This is a genomic window from Modestobacter sp. DSM 44400 (assembly GCF_900107175.1).
Classification (GTDB): domain Bacteria; phylum Actinomycetota; class Actinomycetes; order Mycobacteriales; family Geodermatophilaceae; genus Modestobacter.
The window spans coordinates 81,988-102,510 of the sequence record NZ_FNOZ01000007.1 but is presented as its reverse complement, the minus strand read 5'-3'; the positions used below and the strand labels follow the sequence as shown (position 1 = coordinate 102,510).

General features: G+C 73.0%; 24 protein-coding genes and 2 pseudogenes. 14 read left to right on the top strand and 12 right to left on the bottom strand.

Annotated features, from left to right (window positions below; translation table 11 throughout):
* Positions 1-35: 35 nt before the first annotated feature.
* Positions 36-203, top strand: coding sequence for a hypothetical protein (locus BLW04_RS26535; RefSeq protein WP_175483930.1), 168 nt, complete (start codon positions 36-38; stop codon positions 201-203).
* Between the two features lie 145 nt (positions 204-348).
* Here the strand turns inward: BLW04_RS26535 and BLW04_RS25770 are convergent, their stop codons facing one another.
* Entirely contained in the window at positions 349-660 is a 312-nt protein-coding gene (locus BLW04_RS25770) for a hypothetical protein (protein WP_139306760.1), read from the bottom strand.
* A gap of 441 nt (positions 661-1,101) precedes the next feature.
* Here BLW04_RS25770 and pdxY point away from each other — a divergent pair, with 441 nt between their 5' ends.
* From pdxY to BLW04_RS29130, 8 genes and pseudogenes are all read left to right on the top strand, one after another.
* Positions 1,102-1,953, top strand: a complete 852-nt coding sequence (gene pdxY, locus BLW04_RS07085) for a pyridoxal kinase PdxY (protein ID WP_217630885.1) — start codon at positions 1,102-1,104, stop codon at positions 1,951-1,953.
* A 2-nt stretch (positions 1,954-1,955) separates the two neighbouring features.
* Complete coding sequence (locus tag BLW04_RS07080) at positions 1,956-2,423, top strand: heme-degrading domain-containing protein (protein WP_091538068.1); 468 nt, start codon at positions 1,956-1,958, stop codon at positions 2,421-2,423.
* Positions 2,424-2,669: 246 nt separating this feature from the next.
* Positions 2,670-3,290 (top strand): amino acid permease, encoded by a 621-nt coding sequence (locus BLW04_RS07075; protein ID WP_091538067.1) that lies wholly within the window; start codon positions 2,670-2,672, stop codon positions 3,288-3,290.
* Positions 3,290-3,754, top strand: a complete 465-nt coding sequence (locus BLW04_RS07070; protein WP_254781152.1) for a nitroreductase family deazaflavin-dependent oxidoreductase — start codon at positions 3,290-3,292, stop codon at positions 3,752-3,754. The genes BLW04_RS07075 and BLW04_RS07070 overlap by 1 nt, the downstream gene beginning before the upstream one ends.
* Positions 3,755-3,764: 10 nt before the next feature.
* Positions 3,765-5,450, top strand: coding sequence for a ribonuclease J (locus BLW04_RS07065; RefSeq protein WP_091538065.1), 1,686 nt, complete (start codon positions 3,765-3,767; stop codon positions 5,448-5,450).
* A gap of 53 nt (positions 5,451-5,503) precedes the next feature.
* Positions 5,504-5,905 (top strand): hypothetical protein, encoded by a 402-nt coding sequence (locus BLW04_RS27380; RefSeq protein WP_217630884.1) that lies wholly within the window; start codon positions 5,504-5,506, stop codon positions 5,903-5,905.
* Between the two features lie 16 nt (positions 5,906-5,921).
* Positions 5,922-6,221 (top strand): annotated as a pseudogene (locus tag BLW04_RS29515) (acetyl-CoA hydrolase/transferase C-terminal domain-containing protein); the annotation flags it as partial.
* Between the two features lie 76 nt (positions 6,222-6,297).
* Positions 6,298-6,429 carry a hypothetical protein gene (locus tag BLW04_RS29130; protein WP_256375469.1) on the top strand — a complete coding sequence of 44 codons (132 nt, stop codon included), beginning with the start codon at positions 6,298-6,300 and terminating at the stop codon, positions 6,427-6,429.
* Positions 6,430-6,457: 28 nt separating this feature from the next.
* Here the strand turns inward: BLW04_RS29130 and BLW04_RS07055 are convergent, their stop codons facing one another.
* Positions 6,458-7,405: a quinone oxidoreductase family protein gene (locus BLW04_RS07055; protein WP_091538064.1), complete on the bottom strand. Its 948-nt coding sequence runs from the start codon at positions 7,403-7,405 to the stop codon at positions 6,458-6,460.
* A gap of 37 nt (positions 7,406-7,442) precedes the next feature.
* On the bottom strand, positions 7,443-8,867 hold the full coding sequence (locus tag BLW04_RS07050; protein ID WP_091538063.1) for an NADP-dependent succinic semialdehyde dehydrogenase: 1,425 nt from the start codon (positions 8,865-8,867) through the stop codon (positions 7,443-7,445).
* Between the two features lie 125 nt (positions 8,868-8,992).
* Here BLW04_RS07050 and BLW04_RS07045 point away from each other — a divergent pair, with 125 nt between their 5' ends.
* On the top strand, positions 8,993-10,171 hold the full coding sequence (locus BLW04_RS07045; RefSeq protein ID WP_091538062.1) for an LLM class flavin-dependent oxidoreductase: 1,179 nt from the start codon (positions 8,993-8,995) through the stop codon (positions 10,169-10,171).
* A 53-nt stretch (positions 10,172-10,224) separates the two neighbouring features.
* On the opposite strand, the gene BLW04_RS07040 is transcribed toward BLW04_RS07045, so the two are convergent.
* Positions 10,225-10,575 carry a hypothetical protein gene (locus tag BLW04_RS07040; protein ID WP_091538061.1) on the bottom strand — a complete coding sequence of 117 codons (351 nt, stop codon included), beginning with the start codon at positions 10,573-10,575 and terminating at the stop codon, positions 10,225-10,227.
* Between the two features lie 248 nt (positions 10,576-10,823).
* Here BLW04_RS07040 and BLW04_RS07035 point away from each other — a divergent pair, with 248 nt between their 5' ends.
* Together BLW04_RS07035 and BLW04_RS07030 are read left to right on the top strand one after the other, a co-directional pair.
* Complete coding sequence (locus BLW04_RS07035) at positions 10,824-11,060, top strand: hypothetical protein (protein ID WP_091538060.1); 237 nt, start codon at positions 10,824-10,826, stop codon at positions 11,058-11,060.
* Positions 11,050-11,355: a type II toxin-antitoxin system PemK/MazF family toxin gene (locus BLW04_RS07030; RefSeq protein WP_091538059.1), complete on the top strand. Its 306-nt coding sequence runs from the start codon at positions 11,050-11,052 to the stop codon at positions 11,353-11,355. The genes BLW04_RS07035 and BLW04_RS07030 overlap by 11 nt, the downstream gene beginning before the upstream one ends.
* Here the strand turns inward: BLW04_RS07030 and BLW04_RS07025 are convergent.
* The 4 genes from BLW04_RS07025 to BLW04_RS28185 are packed head-to-tail and all read right to left on the bottom strand — an operon-like array spanning position 11,276 to position 13,680.
* Positions 11,276-11,929 carry an SDR family NAD(P)-dependent oxidoreductase gene (locus BLW04_RS07025; RefSeq protein WP_254781151.1) on the bottom strand — a complete coding sequence of 218 codons (654 nt, stop codon included), beginning with the start codon at positions 11,927-11,929 and terminating at the stop codon, positions 11,276-11,278. The genes BLW04_RS07030 and BLW04_RS07025 overlap by 80 nt on opposite strands.
* Positions 11,875-12,153, bottom strand: a complete 279-nt coding sequence (locus BLW04_RS28195; RefSeq protein ID WP_254781147.1) for a hypothetical protein — start codon at positions 12,151-12,153, stop codon at positions 11,875-11,877. The genes BLW04_RS07025 and BLW04_RS28195 overlap by 55 nt, the downstream gene beginning before the upstream one ends.
* Before the next feature lie 34 nt (positions 12,154-12,187).
* Positions 12,188-13,102: a flavin-containing monooxygenase gene (locus tag BLW04_RS28190; protein WP_254781146.1), complete on the bottom strand. Its 915-nt coding sequence runs from the start codon at positions 13,100-13,102 to the stop codon at positions 12,188-12,190.
* On the bottom strand, positions 13,069-13,680 hold the full coding sequence (locus BLW04_RS28185; protein WP_254781145.1) for a flavin-containing monooxygenase: 612 nt from the start codon (positions 13,678-13,680) through the stop codon (positions 13,069-13,071). Before BLW04_RS28185 ends, BLW04_RS28190 begins: the two co-directional genes overlap by 34 nt.
* Before the next feature lie 144 nt (positions 13,681-13,824).
* Between BLW04_RS28185 and BLW04_RS29510 the strand changes: the two are divergent.
* Positions 13,825-14,397: pseudogene (locus BLW04_RS29510) on the top strand (TetR/AcrR family transcriptional regulator); the annotation flags it as partial.
* 52 nt (positions 14,398-14,449) lie between these two features.
* On the opposite strand, the gene BLW04_RS28175 reads toward BLW04_RS29510, so the two are convergent.
* The 4 genes from BLW04_RS28175 to BLW04_RS06990 form a co-directional block, all read right to left on the bottom strand.
* A complete protein-coding gene (locus BLW04_RS28175) occupies positions 14,450-15,826 on the bottom strand; it encodes an asparagine synthase-related protein (RefSeq protein WP_139306759.1) in 1,377 nt (458 codons plus the stop codon).
* 45 nt (positions 15,827-15,871) lie between these two features.
* On the bottom strand, positions 15,872-17,209 hold the full coding sequence (locus BLW04_RS07000) for an asparagine synthase-related protein (protein ID WP_091538055.1): 1,338 nt from the start codon (positions 17,207-17,209) through the stop codon (positions 15,872-15,874).
* 84 nt (positions 17,210-17,293) lie between these two features.
* The gene (locus BLW04_RS25760; protein WP_139306758.1) at positions 17,294-17,626 is read right to left on the bottom strand and encodes a hypothetical protein; all 333 of its coding nucleotides are present in this window, start codon (positions 17,624-17,626) and stop codon (positions 17,294-17,296) included.
* Positions 17,627-17,780: 154 nt separating this feature from the next.
* Positions 17,781-18,614 carry a hypothetical protein gene (locus BLW04_RS06990; protein WP_091538053.1) on the bottom strand — a complete coding sequence of 278 codons (834 nt, stop codon included), beginning with the start codon at positions 18,612-18,614 and terminating at the stop codon, positions 17,781-17,783.
* Between the two features lie 185 nt (positions 18,615-18,799).
* On the opposite strand from BLW04_RS06990, the gene BLW04_RS06985 reads away from it, so the two are divergent.
* Positions 18,800-20,479 (top strand): amidase, encoded by a 1,680-nt coding sequence (locus BLW04_RS06985; RefSeq protein WP_254781144.1) that lies wholly within the window; start codon positions 18,800-18,802, stop codon positions 20,477-20,479.
* Positions 20,480-20,523 lie beyond the last annotated feature (44 nt).

Genomic DNA, 20,523 nt, shown 5'->3' with positions numbered 1-20,523 from the left:
ACCGGCACGGCGTCGGAGGAGGTAGGTGGAGTTCCATGACCGACCCCGAGCACCGCGACGTCCCCGCCCGGCGGGCCGAGGACCCGGATGGCGGCGACCCGGCCTGCTGGGCCGCTCTCCTGTGCCAGGAGTGCGGCAGCGTGGTCGAGGAGCTGCCGACGGCGACCTGCCTGCGGTGCGGCGCGCCGCTGCCGGAAGGATGAGCCCGGTCAGCCGTGCGACGCCCCGCCCAGGTTGAGCAGGACGACGCCGACGACGACCAGCCCGGCCGCCACCTCAGCCGCGATCGCGCCGGCGAGCATCAGGTAGGCCATGGCACCAGCCTGCCCGGCGTGCCGGGCGGCCGGGTCAGCGATCGGCCGCGTGCTGCCGCTCGGCGCGGCGCTGGTCGACCAGCGCCCGCAGCGCCCGCTGCCGCCGCGCGGCCTGGGTCGCCAGCGTCCGCTGGTGGTGCCGCGCATACGGGTCGGCCTCGTCCGAGAGCTGCTGGGCGGCCAGCAGGATCGCCGAAGGGCGGCCGGCGGCGGGCACGCTGACCACCAGCCGGTCTTCGCCGCCGTCGATGACCGGCTCTGGGGCGACCGGCAGCGGTGGCCCGACGACGTTCGGCTCGGCGCCGTCGGGGGTCCCGAGCGGGAGGACGGGGGGAGCACTCAGCATCGCGGCCCCCGTTCCGGACATGGCGCAGACCCGGGTGCACCGGACCGGGGCCGGACCGAGATCCGGCCGGCGGCGCAGGCCGGCCCCCGGGCGTCCCGGGACGGGGTCGACGGTACCTGGACCGGCGCCCCGGCCACCTCGGTGAGCCGACCGGTGGCAAACGTCGAAGACGAAGCCGCAGACGCCGTCCTCGACCGGGGCAAGAGAGCCGTCGCCCACGAGCTGAGAATGGCGCTCCGGCGGCGTCGACCCGTGGCCGACGGCGCGGGGACCGGACGGTGCCGGGCTCCTCGGGCCGGGGCCCCCCGTCACGCGTCTTGGACCAGATCAGCGAGACGGCGCTGGACCGGCAGGCGTCCCGGAAGCTGCTCGAGGAGTTCCTCGCCGCACGCTGAGCGGCCACCGCGGGGGCGGGACGGCCGGTGTGCCACCGTTCCGCGCATGGTGAACGTCCTCTCGATCCAGTCCCACGTCGCGTACGGACACGCGGGCAACGCCTCGGCCGTCTTCCCGCTGCAGCGCCTGGGCGTCGAGGTGTGGCCGGTACACACGGTGCAGTTCTCCAACCACACCGGCTACGGCGCCTGGCAGGGGCGGGTCTTCGACGGGCAGGCGGTCGAGGAGGTCGTCACCGGCATCGCCGACCGCGGCGTGCTGGGCAGCTGCGACGCGGTGCTCTCGGGTTACCTGGGCTCCACCGACATCGGGCACGCCGTCGTGGGCAGCGTCGCCGCGGTGCGGGCGGCCAACCCCGAGGCGGTCTACTGCTGCGACCCGGTGATCGGCGACGTCGGCCGCGGGGTCTTCGTGCGCCCGGGCATCCCGGAGTTCCTGCGCGACGTCGCCGTCCCGGTCGCCGACGTGGTGACGCCGAACCACTACGAACTCGAACTGCTGTCCGGCAGCACAACCGGGTCGCTGGCCTCGGTCAAGGACGCCGTCGCCGCCGTCCAGGCGCTCGGCCCCCGGGTCGTGGTCACCACCTCGCTGGTCGCCGAGGACACCCCCGACGACGCGGTGGACCTGCTGGCATCCGAGGGCGGCCGGCACTACCGGGTGCGCACCCCGCGACTGGACCTCTCGGTCAACGGCGCAGGCGACGTCATCGCCGCGCTCTTCCTGGCCCACTGGCTGGACACCCGCTCGGCCGCCGACGCGCTGGGCCGCGCCGCCGCCTCGGTCCACGGCCTGCTCCGGCAGACCGCGGACGCCGGGTCCCGGGAGATCCTGCTCGTGGCCGCCCAGCAGGAGTACGTCTCCCCGACCCGCACCTTCCCCGTCGAGGAGGTCTGACCGTGACCGACCCGTTCCCGACCCTGGTCGAGATCGCCGCTCAGGAGGAGGAGCTGCAGCTGCGCAGCTTCACCAACGACGACGCCTGGGACGTCGGCTGCGCCCTGGTCGACGCCGCCCGCGCGCAGGCTGCGCCGATCGCCATCGACGTGCGCCGCAACGCCCACGTGCTCTTCCACGTCGCGCTGCCCGGCGCGACGCCGGACAACGACTCCTGGATCGAGCGCAAGGCCCGCGTCGTGCACCGGTTCGGGCACAGCAGCCTCTACGTGGGGCAGCGCTCGCGCGAGGCCGGCACGACGTTCGATGACCAGTACGGCCTGGACCCGCAGCGGTACGCCGCGCACGGCGGCGCGTTCCCGGTCACCGTGCGGTCGGTGGGCCCGGTCGGGGTGGTCGTGGTGTCCGGGCTGCCCCAGGTGGCCGACCACCAGCTGGTCGTCGGCGTGCTGCGTGCACACCTGAACTGACCTCGGTCCCGGCTGACCGGCGCCCGCCTCTCACCCTTCCAGGAAAAAGGGGAAGTCCTCCGCCCGGCGCCTGAGCCCGCCGACCGAGTGACACCTCAGCGTTGACCCGCCGCCTGACCCATCACGCTGAGGTGTCACTCGACGGACCGGCCGGCCCCCCGCGGGTCGACCCGACAGGCGCGCCCGCACCGTGAGCTGCGTCGCCCTGGCGGGCGCCGGGCGGGCAGCCCGACCTAGCGTGAGCCGGTGCACCTGTTCCGGACCAAGTCCGTCGAAACGATCAACGCGGACACCGGCGGCGACGGCGGGCTGGGCACGCTCCGCCGGCACCTGAGCGCCCGGCACCTGGTCGGCTTCGGCATCGGGGTCGTCATCGGCACCGGCATTTTCACCTTCACCGGCGTGGAGGCGAAGAACACCGCCGGCCCCGCCGTGGTGATCTCCTTCGCCATCGCCGGCGTCGTCGCGCTGCTCGCCGCCCGCTGCTACGCCGAGCTCGCCTCCGCCGTGCCGACCGCCGGCAGTGCCTACTCCTACGCCTACGCCACCGCCGGGGAGCTGTTCGCCTGGGTCATCGGCTGGGACCTGTTTCTGGAGTTCGCCCTGGGGGCCGCGGTCGTCGCCCGGGGGTGGTCCGGGTACGTGGGCAACCTGCTGGACCTGCCGCCGTGGCTGTTCGGCGAAGAGTCCTCGGTCAACCTCGGCGCGGTGCTCATCGTCGTCGTGCTCGCCCTGGTGGCCGTGCTCGGCATCCGGGAGACCGTGGTCTGGCTGGCGCTGGGGCTGGTCTTCTACGCCGGCTACGGCTACCGGCACTCCCGGGTCGGTGCCCGTGCGGCCGAGCCTGCGGTAGAGGCCACCGCGTGATGCTGACCGGCGAGTACGGTCCGAGCACCGTGCCGTGGGTGCGGGAGGAGGTGGAGCTGATCGAGCGCACCGGCGTGGCCCGCGACGGGCGCCGTGTCGTCGTCCTCACCACCCGGGGCGCCCGCACCGGCCTGCTGCGCAAGACCCCGCTGATGCGGGTGGCGCAGGGCGGGACCTACGCCGCCGTCGCCTCGATGGCCGGCGCTGACCGGCACCCCGCCTGGTACGCCAACGTGCTCGCCTGCCCCGAGGTCGAGCTCCGCGACGGCGACCAGGTGCACGACCTGGTCGCCCGTGAGGTCACCGGCCCGGAACGGGCCCGCTGGTGGTCGCTGGCGTGCACCGTGTTCCCCTCCTATGTCGGCTACCAGAGCCGGACCCGGCGGCGGATACCGCTGCTCGTCCTGGAGCCGGCCGCACCGAACGGGGAACGGGTCCGCGACGTCGTCAGGCGTGCCCCGTAGCGTTGCGGGCATGAGTCACGCACACCCCGAGCTCCGGACCCCTCCCGCACTGCCCGAGGGCGGCCTGCGAGTGATCCCCCTGGGCGGGCTGGGCGAGATCGGCCGGAACATGACCGTGTTCGAGCACGCCGGCAAGCTGCTGATCGTCGACTGCGGCGTGCTGTTCCCCGAGGAGCACCAGCCCGGCGTCGACGTCATCCTGCCCGACTTCACCTCCATCCGGGACCGCCTGGACGACGTGGTCGCGATCGTGCTGACCCACGGCCACGAGGACCACATCGGCGGCGTCCCCTACCTGCTGCGGGAGCGACGCGACATCCCGCTGGTCGGCTCCAGGCTGACGCTGGCGTTCATCGACGCCAAGCTCAAGGAGCACCGGATCAAGCCGGTGGCCCGCGAGGTCAAGGAGGGCGACGAACTCTCGCTGGGGCCGTTCGACTGCGAGTTCCTCGCCGTCAACCACTCGATCCCCGACGCGCTCGCCGTGGCGATCCGCACCGCCGCCGGTCTGGTCCTGCACACCGGCGACTTCAAGATGGATCAGTTCCCCCTCGACAAGCGGATCACCGACCTGCGCGGCTTCGCGCGGCTGGGCGAGGAGGGGGTCGACCTCTTTCTCACCGACTCCACCAACGCCGAGGTGCCGGGCTTCACCACGTCCGAGGGCGAGCTCACCCCGGCCATCGACACGGTGTTCCGTACCGCGCCCAAGCGGGTCATCGTCTCCAGCTTCGCCAGCCACGTGCACCGGATCCAGCAGGTGCTGGACGCCGCGCACCTGCACGGCCGGAAGGTGGCCTTCGTCGGCCGGTCGATGGTCCGCAACATGGGCATCGCCCGCGACCTGGGCTACCTCAACGTGCCCAAGGGGCTCGTGGTCGACATGAAGGTCCTGGAGAAGCTGCCGGCGGACAAGATCGCCGTCATCTGCACCGGGTCGCAGGGCGAGCCGATGGCCGCGCTGTCCCGGATGGCCAACCGCGACCACGTCATCCGCATCGAGGAGGGCGACACGGTGCTGCTGGCCAGCTCGCTCATCCCCGGCAACGAGAACGCGATCTACCGGATCATCAACGAGCTGACCCGCTGGGGCGCGAACGTCGTGCACAAGGGCAACGCCAAGGTGCACGTGTCCGGCCACGCCAGCGCCGGCGAGCTCGTCTACTGCTACAACATCGTCAAGCCGCGCAACGTCATGCCGGTGCACGGCGAGTGGCGGCACCTGCGCTCCAACGGCGACCTGGCCGTCCGCACCGGCGTCGACCCCAGCCGGGTCATCCTCGCCGAGGACGGCGTGGTGGTCGACCTGGTCGGTGGCCGGGCGAAGATCACCGGCAAGGTGCCGGCCGGCAACGTCTACGTCGACGGGCAGACCGTCGGCGGCGCCACCGAGGGCACGCTCAAGGACCGGCGGACGCTGGCCGAGGAGGGCGTCATCACCGTGGTCGCCATCGTCGACGCCGACACCGGTCAGCTCGCCGAGACCCCGGACTTCCTCGCCCGCGGGTTCGTCTCGGAGGAGGCGACCTTCGACGCGGTGGTCCCGCTGATCGAGAAGGCCCTGGCCAGGGCGGCTGAGGAGGGCGTGGGCAGCGCCATCCAGCTCGAGCAGCTGATCGCCCGCGCGGTGGGCAGCTGGGCCAACCGCACCTACCGGCGCAGCCCGATGATCATCCCGGTGGTCATCGACGCCTGACGGTCCCGGGTCGCTCAGATCGGGCCATCGGTGACCGCGCGCCCATCCCGCTGGTGCGGCCCGGCGACCGGATCGGGGAGCAGTACCTGCGCTGCCCGCCGGAGAAGGTCGTCGTGGTGGTCGAGACCGACGCCCCGGACCGCAACACCGGGTTCACCGAGCCCGACGAGGCCTCCACCCGGATCGCCGGGCACCAGATCGAGTTCCTGGAACACGAGGTCGCCCGGGGCCGGTTTCCCGCCGGTCTGCTGCCGCTGCAGTCCGGGGTGGGCAACGTGGCCAACGCCGTCCTGGCCGGGCTGAGCGCGTCGGGGTTCGAGGGCCTGACCGCCTACACCGAGGTGATCCAGGACGGCATGCTCGGGCTGCTGAAGTCGGGAACGCTGACCCTCGCCTCGGCGACCGCGTTCTCGCTGACCCGGACGCCGTCACCGGGTCGAACGACACGTCCGTGACTGCCGGGACCGGATCGTGCTGCGGCCCCAGGAGATCAGCAATCACCCCGAGATCGTGCGGCGGCTGGGGGTGCTGGCGATGAACGGTGCGATCGAGGCCGACCTTCACGGCAACGTGAACTCCATCCACTTGATGGGCAGCCGCATCCAGAACGGCATTGGCGGGTCGGGCGACTTCGCGCGCAACGCCTACATCTCGATGTTCATGACGCCCTCGACGGCGAAGGGCGGCGCGATCTCCAGCATCGTCCCGATGGTCTCGCACGTGGACCACACCGAGCACGACGTGAACGTCATCGTCACCGAACAGGGGCTGGCCGACCTGCGGGGGCTGGCGCCGCGCCGTCGGGCTGCCCTGGTCATCGAGAAGTGCGCACCCGGACTCCCGGTCGATGCTCGAGGACGACGTCGACCGGGCCCTGTCCGGCGCCGACGGCCGGCACACCCCGCACCTGCTCGACGAGGCGCTGGGGTGGCACAGCCGGTTCATGCGGACCGGCAGCATGCTGTCGCAGCAGCCCTGACCGGCGGCAGGGCGTCGGCCGGCGCGGCTCAGGGCACGAGCACGAGCTTGCCGTGGCTGTGTCCCTGCATGCCCTGCCGGTGGGCCGACGCCACGTCCTGCAGCGGGAAGGAGCCGGCGACCACCACGGTGAGCTGCCCGTCCGCGACCGCCCGGGTGAGCTCCAGCCGGGCCGCAGCACGGACCCCGGTGCCCGGGTCGGCGCCCGGCCCGTTGCCCAGCAGCGCGATGCCTTCGGACAAGGCTCGGCCGAAGGCGGCGATGGTGGCGATCCGCGCCCGATCGGCGACCAGCTCGAGTGAGACGTCGACGGCCTCGTCGGTGCCCACCGTGTCCACGGCGGCGTCCACGCCGTCGGGGGCCAGCGCACGGACCCGGTCGGCCAGTCCGTCGCCGTAGGCCACCGGCTCCGCGCCGAACCGGCGGACGACGTCGGCGCCGTCCGGACCGGCGGTGCCGATCACCCGGGCGCCGCGGGCCAGGGCCAGCTGTACGAGCATGGACCCGACGCCGCCGGCCGCACCGTGGACCAGCACGACGTCCCCGGTCCTCACGCTCGCGGCAGTCAGGGCGTGCACGGCTGTGACGCCGGTGAGCATCAGCCCCCCGGCCTCCTCCCAGCTCAACTGCGGCGGCTTGGGGACGAAGGCCGTCGCCGGAGCGACCACCCGCTCGGCGTACGCGCCGGGCACCCGGAAGCCGATCACCTCGTTCCCGACCGCGAGCGGCCCGGCGGGCCCTTCGGCGCCCTCCCCCACGGCGGCCACCACCCCGGCGGCCTCGCTGCCGAGGCGGAGCGGCAGCCGGCCCGGGTCGGCTCCCATCGCCCCGCTGTAGGTCTTCCAGTCGATCGGGTTGACGCCGGCCGCCCGGACGTCGACCAGCACCTCACCCGGCCCTGGGTCCCCGACTGGCTGGTCGGCCACGGACAGTACCTCCGGCCCACCAAAGGCGGTGGCCAGCACGACTCTGCTCATGCCCGGCCAACCCGGGCGCGCGAGGAGCTGTTCCGGCTCACTCGGCGGCGGCCCCCGCCGGGTTGCCCTGGCCCTGCTCGCTGCTCGGCGCTCCGACCCAGACTGTCTTGGCGTTCATGAACTCGCGCATCCCCAGCTCGGTCAGCTCGCGGCCGTAGCCGCTCTGCTTGACCCCGCCGAAGGGCAGCTGCGGATAGCTGGTGGTCATGCCGTTGATGAAGGCCATGCCCGATTCGATGTCGCGGACGAACTGCGCCCGCTCCCCCTTGTCCTCGCTCCAGAGGTTGGAGCCCAGGCCGTAGGGATGGCTGTTGGCGATCTCGATCGCCTCGTCCAGGGTGTCGACGGTGTACAGCGCGGCCACCGGGCCGAACACCTCTTCGGCGTGCATCGCCATCTCCGGGGTGACGCCGGTGAGCAGGGTGGGCTCGTAGAACCAGCCGGGCCGGTCCGGCCGCTTTCCGCCGACGACGGCGGTGGCGCCCTTGTCCACGGCGTCGGCGACGTAGCGCTCGACGTCCTCGCGTCCGGCCTCGGTGGCCAGCGGCCCCACCTGGGTGTCGGGGTCCATCGGGTCACCGACGGTCAGCGCACCGATCTTCTCGGCGAAGATGCGGGTGAACTCCTCGGCCACGTCCGCGTGCACGAAGAAGCGCTTCGCGGAGATGCAGCTCTGCCCGTTGTTCTGGTTGCGGGAGGTGACCGCAACGCCCGCCGCCGTCTCCAGGTCCGCCGACGGCATGACGATGAACGGGTCGCTGCCGCCGAGCTCCAGCACAGTGGGCTTCAGCGCGTCCCCGGCGATGGCGGCCACCGACTGGCCGGCCGGCGCGCTGCCGGTGAGGGTGGCGGCGACCACCCGGTCGTCGCGCAGCACCCGCTCGATGGTCGAGGAGCCGATCAGCAGCGTCTGGAAGACGTCGTCGGGGAAGCCGGCCTTGCGGAAGACCTCTTCCATGTACAGCGCGGTCTGCGGCACGTTGCTGGCGTGCTTGAGCAGGCCCACATTGCCGGCCATCAGCGCCGGGGCGGCGAAGCGCATCGCCTGCCACAGCGGGAAGTTCCACGGCATGATCGCCAGGACGACGCCGAGGGGCTGGTACACGACGTAGGCATCCTGCGCGCCCACGGCGGCCGCGTCGCCGCGGACCGGCTCGAGCATGGCCGGGCCGTGCTCGGCGTAGTACCGCAGCGCCTTGGCGCACTTGCCGACCTCTGCCTTCGCGGAGGCCAGCGTCTTGCCCATCTCGGTGGTCATCAGCTCGGCGACGGCATCGGTGTCGGCGTCCAGGACGTCGGCCGCCGCGCGCAACCATCCGACCCGCTGGTCGACGGTGGTCAGCCGGTAGGACGCGAACGCGGCCGCGGCACGGGCAATCTTGTCCTCGAGCGCGTCGTCGGAGAGCGGGTCGTAGGTCTTGAGGGTCTCGCCGGTGGTGGGGTTGGTCGTCGCGATCGCCATGAGCTCTCCCCTGCCCCACCGGCCGCGGGCGAAAACGGCCCCGCGGCCGAGCCGTCCCGGGCCATTGCCCCGGAGTGTGACGCAGCTTACGTTCGGGGGACACCGTCACACCTCGAGGAGAGCTCATGGACAGGCTGCGGTTCGGCATTTTCCTGGCCCCGTTCCACCCCGCCGGGGAGAACCCCACGCTGGCCCTACAGCGTGACCTGGAGCTGATCGAGCACCTGGACCGGCTGGACTACGACGAGGCCTGGATCGGGGAGCACCACTCCGCCGGGACCGAGATCATCGCCTCACCGGAGATCTTCATCGCCGCGGCCGCCGAGCGGACCAAGCACATCAAGCTGGGCACCGGCGTCACCTCGATCACGTACCACAACCCGCTCTGGGTGGCCGAGCGCATGGTGCTGCTGGACCACCTGACCCGGGGCCGGGCGATGCTGGGCTGCGGCCCGGGGTCGCTGCCCACCGACTCGATGATGCTGGGGCTCGACCCCACCGACACCCGTGAGCTGCTGCCGGTCGACCTGGACATCATCATGCGGCTGCTGCACGGGGAGACCGTCACCGCGCAGACCAAGACCCACACGCTGGTCAACGCACGTCTGCACCTGCGGCCCTACACCCAGCCGCACTTCGAGATCGCGGTGGCCGCCGTCGCCTCCCCGACCGGTCCCAAGATGGCCGGCACGCACGGGGTCGGGCTGCTGTCGATCGGCGCCACGCTCACCAAGGACGGGTTCGACGCCCTGAGCCACCACTGGAACGTCGTCCAGGAGCGGGCCGAGGCCAACGGCAAGACGGTCGACCGGTCCGCGTGGCGGCTGGTGGGGCTGATGCACGTGGCCGAGACCCGGGAACAGGCCTACAAGGACGTGGAGTACGGCATCGAGACCTGGTTCCGGTACTTCCAGAAGACGGCGGCCTTTCCGCAGATGGCCGTCGAGGGCGGCGACGTCAAGGAGATGATCGACTTCATCAACGAGGCCGGCGTCGGTGCGATCGGCACGGTGGAGGACGCCCGCGCCCAGGTGCAGCGGTTGTGGGAGCAGTCCGGCGGGTTCGGCGCGATGCTCCTGCTCGCCCACGAGTGGGCGAACCCGCAGGCCACGAAGCGGTCCTACGAGCTGATCGCGCAGCACGTCATGCCGCACTTCCAGGGCGGCGCCCTGACCCATGCGCAGGCGACGCTGCAGGCGAAGGAGTTCGCGTCTGGCAAGCGGGAGGACTACGCCGCGGCCCAGATGCAGGCCGTCGCCACGATGACCGAGCGGTACCGGCAGGAGATGGCCGCCAAGGGCTGAGCAGCCAGACTGGACGGGACGGCGACCGACCCGGGTCGCCGTCCCGTCCAGCGCTAGCCGCGCTTCGCGTCCAGCCGCTCCAGCAGCTCGTCGGCGGCACGCTCGATCTCCGGGTGGTCGTTCTGGCTCGCCCGCTGCTTGGCGTGGATCAGCGCCGCCCGGTTGACCCGGCTGAAGTCGCCGTAGGGGAAGCGGAACCGGGCCTTGGTCTGCTCACCGGCGTCCGGGTCGACCGCCAGGTACCAGGAGCTCCACTCCTCGCGGCCGGCCTCGTCGATCTCCTCGTTGCGCTCCTCGGTGGACGGCGCGGCTTCCGACCACTCGGTGGTGTCGTCGAACTCCCCGGCGTCGATCAGCTCGCGGGCGTGCCGGACGCCGGCCTCGTTCACTCGGTAGGTGGGCATGCGTCCGTCCTACCCCGTTCACAGTGGAGTGGCGCCCCGGCGGCCACCACGAGGACCCAAGCACGAGCGGCGGGGTGCAGGCGGAGCTGGCGGCCCTGGAGGGCAGCCGGGTCTGACCCGCTGAACGCACGGACACGCGTCGGGCCGGGGAGTCGCTGCTCTCCGACCGGACGCGTGTCCGCCTACTGCTGCCCGACGTCCCTCCCTCGACCCGCTCCGCAGCCGTCTACTGTGAGTAGACTGCGAGCATGGCCGACACCACCACTGTCAAGGTTCAGACGAGTACCCGTGACCTGCTCCTGGAGCTCGGGGCCGCCCGACGCCAGAGCGCGGATCAGGTCATTCTGGCCGCACTCGCGGCCATGCGACGGGACGAACGCCGGCAGCTTGCCGCCACCGAAGCGCGCGCCATCAAGGAAGATCCGGTCGATCTTGCCGAGATCCGGGCGATCCAGGAGGACAAGGCCGTGCTGCATGCGGGGTGAGGTCTACCGACTGCCAGCCCGAGGGAGAGGCCACGAACAGAGGGGACGCCGGTTCGCCGTCGTCCTGCAGCCGGACTGGCTCCGTCTCCGCACCTGCATCGTCGCCTTCACCAGCACCAGCGCGCGCAGTACCAGCTTCCGGCCGTCGGTCCTGATCGCCGACCAAGAGACCCTGGTCATGTGCGATCAGCTCGACACCGTCGACCTCGATCGCCTCACCGAGCCGATCGGATTCCTGTCCATCCAGGAGATGCAGCGGGTGGACGAGGCCCTGGCGTTGGTACTGGACCTGTAGTCGGCGCACACGCGACCAGCGGCATCGACAGCGAGTGATGGATCCGGCTCAGCGCCGCCGCGAGCTCCTTCCGGCGCCGGCCGTCGTCGCCGCGGCGACGATCCGGCCGTAGGAACCCGGGAACAGCCGGGCGGCGCCGTCCAGCACGACGGCGCTGCCGCCCATCAGCAGTCGCGGACGACGTCGCTCCACCGCGCACGACCAGTTCGGCGGCCTTGGCCGGGTCCATGGTCAGCAGCTTGGCGAACTGCCGCTTGCCCGCCTCCCCTCGTCGGCGGGCACTCCCGAACCGACCCGCCGACTCGGCGATCCGGGTGCGGTTGCCGCCCGGGTGCACGCAGGTGACCCCGACGCCGTCCCCGGCCAGCTCCGCGCGCAGCGCCTCGGTGAACCCCCGGACGGCGTACTTGCTGGTCGAGTAGGCGGTCTGCCCGGCCGGCGCGATGAGCCCGAAGAGGCTGGAGACGTTGACCAGGTGCGCCCCCGGGTTGGCCTTGAGCACCGGGAGCAGGCCGTGGGTCAGCCGGACCACCGCGCGCAGGTTGATCGCCTGCACCCACTCGAACTCCTCCAGGGTGACCTGGTCGAAGCGCCCGCCCAGCGCGACCCGGCGTTGTTCACCAGCAGCGTGAGGTCGGGGTGCCCGGCGGCGATCTGCTCGGCGGCGCGCTGGGTGGCCTCGGCGTCGGCTAGGTCGACGACCAGGGTGTCCACGTCGGCCGCGGGATGGGCGAGGCAGAGCCGGGCCGCGAGCGCCGCGGCGAGCGCCTCACCGATGCCGCTGGCCGCACCGGTCACCGCGGCGGCCCCGCCGGGAACTCGTAGCGGTCCATCACGCGGCCGGGACGGTCGCCGGGGCGGTGGCCGGACGGCGCCGCTGGAAGGTCATGCCCTGGTCGGTCAGCCGGCCGTGCCGCATTCCGACGACGTCGCGCAGGTAGTGCTGGTACAGCCGCCACGGCGCCCGGGCCCTCTGTCTGGGGAGCATGTCCAGGCCGCGTTGCACGTAGCCCGAGGACAGGTCGAGGAAGGCGCCCGTCGCCGCCTCGTCGCGAGGCCCGACCGGGGTGGCCGAGGCGTAGCCGTTGCGGTCCAGGTGCTTGAGCAACCGGACGACGTAGCCGCTGACCAGGTCGGCCTTCAGCGTCCAGGAGTTGTTGGTGTAGCCGATCACCAGGGAGAAGTTCGGCACGCCGGAGACCATCACCCCCTTGTAGGAGACGGTGTCGGACAGGCCGACCGGGCGGCCGTCCACGGTGAGCTTCATGCCGCCGATGGCGCGCAGGGCCAGCCCGGTCGCGGTCACGATGACGTCGGCCTCGAGTTCGTCGCCGGACTCCAGCCGGATGCCGCGCTCGGTGAACCGCTCGATCCGGCCGGTCACGATCGAGGCCTTGCCACTGCCCAGCGCCGAGAACAGGTCGCCGTCGGGGATGAGGCACAGCCGCTGGTCCCACGGGGCGTATGGCGGGGTGAAGTGGGTGTCGACCTCGAAGTCGTGCGGCAGCGCCTTCAGCATCCCCTCTATCACGAACGCCTTCATCGCCTCCGGACGACGTCGGCTGAACTGGTAGGACGCGGTGGAGACCAGCACGTTCTTCCAGCGCACGATCGGATAGGCGACCTTGCCGGGCAGCCGCTTGCGCAGCGCGGCGGCCAGTGGGTCGGTGCCCGGCAGGGACAGGACGTAGCTGGGGGTGCGCTGCAGCATGGTCACGTGCGCGGCCTCGGCGGCCAGGCTCGGCACCAGGGTGACCGCGGTGGCGCCACTGCTGATGACGACGACCCGCTTGCCGGCGCAGTCGAGGTCCGCGGGCCAGTGCTGGGGTGCACGACCCGGTCGGTGAACAGCGCACTGCCCTCGAACCGCGGCTCGTGGCCCTGGTCGTAGCGGTAGTAGCCCGAGCACACCGACAGCCACGAGCAGGTGAGCTGCTCGGACTCCCCGGTGTCGGTGCGGCGCACGGTGACCGTCCAGCGCGCGCCGTCGGTCGACCACTCGGCGGACACCACCTCGGAGTGGAAGCGGATCTTGTCAGTGACGCCGAACTCCCGCGCGGTGTGGCGGATGTAGTCGCGGATCGACGGGCCGTCGGCGATCGCCTTCGCCCCGTTCCAGGGCCGGAAGGCGTAGCCGAGGGTGAACATGTCCGAGTCCGACCGGACGCCGGGGTAGCGGAAGAGGTCCCACGTCCCGCCGATCGCCCCGCGGGCCTCCAGGACGGCATAGCTCTTGTCCGGCGCGTCGCGCTCCAGGTGACAGGCGGCGCCGATGCCCGACAGGCCGACTCCGACGATGAGGACGTCCACGTGCTCGGGTGCCATGGCAGATCCGTTGTCCGGCGTCGCCCGGGTGCCCGGGTGCCCGGGCCGCTCCGCTGCGGCCCCTCCTCACCACGCTATCGACGCCCCGTCGGCTCGGTCGACAGCGTGTTGAGCACGGAGGCCTGCCGCCGGTAGGCTGCCAGCGTGCCCGGACCGTCGACCGCCCGCCCGCCGGCTACGCGCGGCCGCCGCACGGCCCGGCCCTCCGGCGACGAGCGGGAGGCGGCGATCCTGGCCACCGCCGAGCGGCTGCTGGGCGAGCGCCCGCTGTCGGCGATCTCCGTCGACGACCTGGCCCGCGGCGCAGGCATCTCCCGGCCCACCTTCTACTTCTACTTCAGCTCCAAGGACGCCGTCCTGCTCACCCTGCTCGACCGGGTGGTGGCCGAGGCCGATGCGGCCTCGGCGACCGCTTTCGCGCAGCGGCCGGCCGACGCCCGGCAGAGCTGGCGGGCCATGATCGACGCCTACTCCGCCACCTTCCGTTCGCACCGCTCGGTGACGCTGGCCGCGGCGGAGCTGCGGTTCACCAACGCGGACGTCCGCGCGCTATGGGCCCGGGTGTCGGAGGACTGGGTGGCCGCCTGCACGCAGGCCATCGAGGCCGAGCGGCGCCGTGGCGCGGCCCCGCCCGGGCCGCCTGCGCGTGACCTGGCGATCATGCTCAACCAGCTCAACGAGCGGGTCCTCTACGGCAGCGTCAGTGGCGACGGTCCGGCGGTGGCCGAGGAGGACGTCGTCGACGTGCTGCTCGACGTCTGGCTCAGCGTCATCTACCGCCCGGCCGGCCGCGGGCGGTCCGCGCGCCGACCGCCCGCGCGGAGACTACCGGGCGCCGCTGCCCGCCAGCCGGTCGACGGCCTTGAGGTTGAGTTCCAGCCCGAGCAGCCCGTCGATCATGGTGCTGCCCATCCCCCGCTCGGCCATCACCCGGGGCACCGCATCCGCGCCGAAACCGTCCACCATGCCCCGGCCGGCGAGGTCGGTGAGGTTCTCCGACACCAGCTCCCGGAGGTCGGCCCGCTGCAGGTGGCCGCGCCGGATGGCGTTGTTGGCGTTGCTCGGGCTTGCTGCCCGCGCCGGGCAGCCAACCCAGCCGCTGCGCCTTGCGCACGGCACGGCGCTGCAGGACGAGGGGCGTGCGCAGCAGGGGGGACGCCGGCACACCCGCGCCGTCGAACGTCGTCGAGGGGAGCCGGAACAGCCGGGGGTACGCCCGCCGCAGGATCGTCATGTAGAGGCGCTGTTCGTGGCGGTACCGGATCGGCAGGGCGAGCATGAAGTCCACCCACGGCCGGGCCAGGAACGGTGAGCACATGGTGTGCCCGCGCAGGAACCGGGTCCTGATGTAGCGGTTCTGCCGGAGGGCGAAGTCCAGCTGGTCCGGGTACGGGAGCAGGCTGTCGCTGATGAACGGGGCGGCGGGCATCGTCGACTCCGGCCGGAAGTCCGGGCTGGTGTACCGCTCCGCGCGCGGGAGCAGGTGCTTGGTCAGGAACGCGGCGACCGCCGCCTCCCACGTCCACCGCTCCTCGACCCCGGGCACGTGCCCGCCGCTGACGACCCCGCCGCACAGCCCGTCCCAGAAGGTGTGATCCGGGCCGATCCGCTGGTGCAGGCGGTAGCTCAGGTACCGCTGGCCGAAGGGGTGCGGCAGGGGCACCTCCCGCGCCAGCACCGAGTCCACGAGCCCCTGCGTCGTCCACTCGACGGAGGAGGACTCCACGACCTCGTGCCGCACGCCGGCGGCCCGGGCGAGGCCCGCCGCGAAATCGAAATCCTGTTCCCCCGGGGCGCCGAAGGTCGCCGTGAGCAGCTCGGCCGGGCGGTACACCTCGAGCAGACCGCCGAGGATGGCGCGCGAGTCCAGCCCGCCGCTGAGGAACACCACCTGGTCGCTGCGGGTCTCCGTCACGGCCGCGCACGGCTCGAAGGCCGCCCGCAGGGCGCGGATGCCCTCCCGCACGAGGGCGGACTCCGACACTGACCGGATGCTGCGCCGGGGCGCCTTCGACCAGTCGCCCAGCAACGCCAGCGGATCGTCGTCACGCGGCAGCTCGGGCACGAAGCCGAAGGCGAGGTACTGGTCCCGCTGGCGGCAGTCGAAGCCGCCTTCCCGGGAACCATGGATGGGCCGAGCGGTCACGGGCGTCTCCTCGCGTGTCCCCGGGCGGTGCCAGGCGCCGGAACCCTAGCCGCTCCGGCGGCTGCCCCGCGGCTCCACGCCGGTCTCCGCCAGCCGGTCGACGGCCTTGAGGTTGACCTCCACCCCGAGCAGCACGCTGAGCCTGGTGTCGCTGATCGTCCGTTCGGTCATCGCGCGGGCGATGGCGTCCGGGTCCAGGCCGGGGACGACGCCGCGGCCGGCCAGGTCGCCGAGGTTGCCGAGGATCAGCTCGCGGATGTCGGGCCGGTGCCGGTGACTGCGCCGGATCGCGTTGTTCGCGCCGCTGTCCGGCTTGCCCCCGGTCCCCGACCTGCGCTGGATCTTGCGCACGGCGCGACGCTGCAGCACGCGGGCCGGCCGCAGCCACGGCGGCGCCGGCACACCGACGCCGTCGAACGTCGTCGTGGGCAGCCGGAACAGCCGGGGGTGCGCCTTCCGCACGATCGTCATGTACAGCCGCCGGTCGCGCCGGTAGCGGATCGGCACGCTGAGCATGAAGTCCAGCCACGGCCGGCTCAGGAAGGGTGTGCGGATGGTGTAGCCGCGCAGGCGCCGGGTGTTGATGTAGCGGGTCTGCCGGACGGCGAACATGAGCTGGTCGGGATACGTCAGCACGGCGTCGCTGACGAACGGGGCCGCGGGCATCGTCGACGCCGGCCCGAAGCCCGGGCTCGTGTACTGCTCCCAGTCCGGGAGGAGGTGCAGGTCCAGGAACCCCGCGACCGCCTCCTCCCAGGTCGCCCGGTCGTCGCCCTCGTGCGTGTTCGCGCCGCCGGTCACGTCCCCGCACAGGCCGTCCCAGAAGGTGTTGTCCGGGCCGATCCGCTGGTGCAGGCGGTAGCTCAGGTACCGCTGGCCGAAGGGGTGCGGCAGGGGGATCTGCCGGGCCAGCACCGAGTCGACGAGGCCGTCGGTCGTCCAGTCGACGGCGGAGGACTCCAGGACCTCGTGGCGGACGCCGACGGCTCGGGCCACCGTTGCCGCGACGTCGAAGTCGTGCTCACCGGGCGCACCGAAGGTCGCGGCGAGGACCTCCCCGGGCCGGTAGTTCTCCAGCAGGGCGCCCAGGATGGCGCGCGAGTCCAGCCCACCGCTGAGGAGGACGACCTGGTCGCCGGGCCCCTGTGCCGCGACCGCGCACTCTCCGAGGGCGGCTCGCAGGGCGCGCACGCCCTCGCGCACCAGTGCCGCCTCCGACACCGACCGCTCACCGCGCCGGGGCGGCCGCGACCAGTCGCCCAGCAGCGCCAGCGGGTCGCCGTCCGGCGGCAGCTCAGGCACGAAGCCGAAGGTGAGGTACTGGTCCCGCTCCCGCTGGTCGAGCGGCGGAGCCCCAGCACCCCAGCCGGGCCGGTCGTCCACGAGCACCTCCCTGCGTCCCTTGCCTGACACCAACTCCCGGACGCTAACCGCTCGGGACGTCCACGCCCGGCACCGGGGCTCTCCTCACCCTGAGGGACCACCGCGAAGCTGCCGCCAGCGCCAGGTGCACCTCAGCGACAGGCGCGCTCCGGCCGGCACGACCACCGCCGCCCCGATCGCCGGGGCGGCGGGCGGCCCCCTCTGCGGCTCCAGGCGCAGCTCGCCCGCCCGCTCGTCGAACAGCACCCAGTGCTCGGCCGAGAAGTCGACCACCAGCTCCAGGGCGCCGGGCCAGCGCAGGCCGGGCGGGGCGTCGAAGGCGGTGGAGCACTCGTCCCAGGGACCGGGACGGCGGTCGGTGAGCGCCCCGGTCGGCAGGCCGTCCGCGCCGCACACGTACTGGCGGCCGCCGGACAAGGAGCCACTCGGCGCTGCCGCCGCGGGCCAGCGTGCGCGGGAACCAGGGGTGCCAGCCCAGGGTGACCGGCGCCGAGTCGGCGGCGACCAGGGTGAGCTCGTACGGCCAGCGCGGCGGCGGACAGCTCCGACTGCTGTTCGACCCGGCCGGCGGTCAGTACCCCAGCCCACCGGCGGCCACGATGGCGTCGACCTTCCGCAGGGTCGCGGACGCCACGGGCAGGTGCGGCAGCACCGCGGGCACCTCCTCCAGCAGCAGCCCTGCGGCGAGCAGCGCGGCGAGGAGCTGCGCGGCCTGGGCCGGCGGCACCGGGACGGTCACCTCGGCGGCCCGCAGCGCCGCCTGCGCCAGGAACAGCGACCCGGCCAGGTCGTCGTTCGGGACCGGGGCGGGGGCGGACGCGGCGGCCGCGCGGGTGACTGCCTCGGCGGCCCGGACCAGCGAGAGCGGCAGCCCCTCGGCCTCCACCTCGACCAGCGGTGCCGCGCCCAGCGCCGCGAGCACCAGGTGCTCGGCGTCGATCCGCAGCGGCGCCTCCCACTCCCCCAGCCGGACCACCTCGACCAGGTCCGCGCCGTCCTCGCCCAGTTCGTCGAGCAGTTCGGCCCAGTCGGCCCTCCGGGTGTCCCGGGCGCGCTCCGCGGCGAGCACGCAGGTCTGCAGCACGAACGGCTCGACCACCTCGGCGTCGAACCGCTCGGCGTAGACCGTGCCGTCAGGAGCCAACGCGTTGAGGGCGTCGGCGAAGCTGCCGGGCCGGGCGTCGCCGAGCTCCAGCCGGCCGTCCTCCTCGCCGGACAGCGGCTGGCCGTGGGCCGCCCGGACGCCCATGGTGACACCGGTGGCGACCAGCCGGCCGCCCCGCCGCAGGTGGTGCGGCTGGTCGGACAGGCCGACGCTCCAGGCGCACGCCTCGGCGATCAGCGCGGCGGCGCGCTCCCGCAGCACCTCGCGGGACAGCAGGGCCATGAGGTCGACGTCGAACACCCCTCCACAGTGCCCCGCCTCGCCGGCCACTGCACGTGCCCGCCGCGCGAGGCCCACAGCTGCTCCCGGGCTGCGGCACAGGCTGCGAAGCCGTAGCATCGCGGCCACCGCCTGTTCGACCGACGTCCTGGGGGAAGTCCATGCCCGCCGTGCCTCGTACCACCCACCGTCCGCGGCGTCGCACGGTGGCTGTCGCCACCGCGGCGGCGTGCACGCTGCTCCTACCGGCGAGCGCCCTGGCCGCCGGGCCGGACGGCACCGGCTCGCCGAACCCAGCGGACGCGGCCGCCGGCTCGGGCACCCTGCCGCTGCGTGACCTCGACCTCGACGCGCTGACCATCCCGGAGCTGCAGCAGCGGATGGACGAAGGCTCGCTGGCCGCGGTCGACCTGATGCGCGCCTACCTCGGCCGCATCGGCGCGGTCAACGACGAGCTCGGCGCCGTGCTCAGCATCAACCCGCACGCGCTCGCCGAGGCTGCGGCCAGCGACAAGCAGCGGAAACGGCACGGCGCACGCAGCACATTGGAGGGCATCCCGGTCCTGCTCAAGGACAACGTGGACACCGCGGAGCTGCCGACCACGGCGGGCTCGCGGGCGCTGCTGGACAGCCGGCCGGACGACGCGACGATCACCCGGCGGCTGCGCGAGGCCGGCGCGATCGTGATCGGCAAGGCCAACCTCTCTGAGTGGGCCAACTTCCGCGGCTTCGACTCCACCAGCGGCTGGAGCGGTGTGGGCGGCCAGACCGCCAACCCCTACGTGCTGGACCGCAACCCCTGCGGCTCCTCCAGCGGCTCCGCCGCCGGCGTGGCCGCCTCGCTGGCCCAGGTGTCGATCGGCACCGAGACCGACGGGTCGATCGTCTGCCCGGCCGGCCAGACCGGGGTCGTCGGCATCAAGCCCACACTCGGCCTGGTCAGCCGCACGGGCATCGTGCCGATCTCCGCCGAGCAGGACACCGCCGGCCCGATGGCCCGGCACGCCATCGACGCCGCGCTGCTGTTGGAGGTCATCTCCGGCGAGGACGACGCCGACGCTGCGACCAAGGAGATCCCCGCCGACCTGGCCACCGACTTCTCCGATCTGGCCCCCAACGCGCTCAAGGGCGCCCGGATCGGGGTGTGGACGCTGACCCCGGAACAGTCCCAGGCGGTCGACGACGTCACCGAGGGCGTATTCGCCAACGCGCAGAAGGAGATGGAGGCGGCCGGCGCCACCGTCGTCCCGGTGCAGCTCGCCTACCAGGACGAGATTGGCGCCGGGGAGACCCCCGCGCTGCTGGCGGAGTTCAAGCGCGACCTGAACGCCTACCTGGCGGCCACGCCGGGCGACCACCCCGCCGACCTGGCCTGGCTGATCGAGTTCAACGAGCAGGACCCGGTGGAGCTGGCCTACTTCGGCCAGGAGCTGTTCGAGCAGGCGCAGGCCGCCACGGTGCCGGCCGACGACCCCGACGTCCAGAAGGTGCGCGACGACATCCGCCGGCTGGCCCGAGCCTCGATCGACGAGGCGCTGGCGCAAGGCCCGGGCAACAAGGACGACCTGGACGCGATCGTCGGGCTCACCAACACCCCGGCGTGGGTCACCAAGTACAAGACCCTCGACGGCGTCGGCGACGAGTTCACCTACAGCACCTCGGGACCGGCGGCGGTGGCCGGCTACCCGAACATCACCGTGCCGGCCGGCTTCTCCGGGCCGCACGACGCGCTGCCGATCGGGATCTCCTTCTTCGGCACCCGGTGGGACGACGCCGACGTGCTGGACATGGCCGCGTCGTACGAGGCGGCGACCGGCCACCGCCGGGAGCCGGGCTACCTGCCCACCGTCGGTGTGGACGCACCGGCGGCCCCGCCGGCCGGTTGACGTGCTACCGGGGCGGGTCCCGAACTCAGGACCAGCCCCGGTAG

What these genes read in the sequence shown, in the direction of transcription:
- BLW04_RS26535 (WP_175483930.1), top strand. Translation starts at nt 36, where the DNA reads ATGACCGACCCCGAGCACCGCGACGTCCCCGCCCGGCGGGCCGAGGAC.
- BLW04_RS25770 (WP_139306760.1), bottom strand. Translation starts at nt 660, where the DNA reads ATGCTGAGTGCTCCCCCCGTCCTCCCGCTCGGGACCCCCGACGGCGCC.
- pdxY (WP_217630885.1), top strand. Translation starts at nt 1,102, where the DNA reads ATGGTGAACGTCCTCTCGATCCAGTCCCACGTCGCGTACGGACACGCG.
- BLW04_RS07070 (WP_254781152.1), top strand. Translation starts at nt 3,290, where the DNA reads ATGCTGACCGGCGAGTACGGTCCGAGCACCGTGCCGTGGGTGCGGGAG.
- BLW04_RS07065 (WP_091538065.1), top strand. Translation starts at nt 3,765, where the DNA reads ATGAGTCACGCACACCCCGAGCTCCGGACCCCTCCCGCACTGCCCGAG.
- BLW04_RS29130 (WP_256375469.1), top strand. Translation starts at nt 6,298, where the DNA reads ATGCTCGAGGACGACGTCGACCGGGCCCTGTCCGGCGCCGACGGCCGG.
- BLW04_RS07055 (WP_091538064.1), bottom strand. Translation starts at nt 7,405, where the DNA reads ATGAGCAGAGTCGTGCTGGCCACCGCCTTTGGTGGGCCGGAGGTACTG.
- BLW04_RS07050 (WP_091538063.1), bottom strand. Translation starts at nt 8,867, where the DNA reads ATGGCGATCGCGACGACCAACCCCACCACCGGCGAGACCCTCAAGACC.
- BLW04_RS07045 (WP_091538062.1), top strand. Translation starts at nt 8,993, where the DNA reads ATGGACAGGCTGCGGTTCGGCATTTTCCTGGCCCCGTTCCACCCCGCC.
- BLW04_RS07040 (WP_091538061.1), bottom strand. Translation starts at nt 10,575, where the DNA reads ATGCCCACCTACCGAGTGAACGAGGCCGGCGTCCGGCACGCCCGCGAG.
- BLW04_RS07035 (WP_091538060.1), top strand. Translation starts at nt 10,824, where the DNA reads ATGGCCGACACCACCACTGTCAAGGTTCAGACGAGTACCCGTGACCTG.
- BLW04_RS07030 (WP_091538059.1), top strand. Translation starts at nt 11,050, where the DNA reads ATGCGGGGTGAGGTCTACCGACTGCCAGCCCGAGGGAGAGGCCACGAA.
- BLW04_RS28185 (WP_254781145.1), bottom strand. Translation starts at nt 13,680, where the DNA reads ATGGCACCCGAGCACGTGGACGTCCTCATCGTCGGAGTCGGCCTGTCG.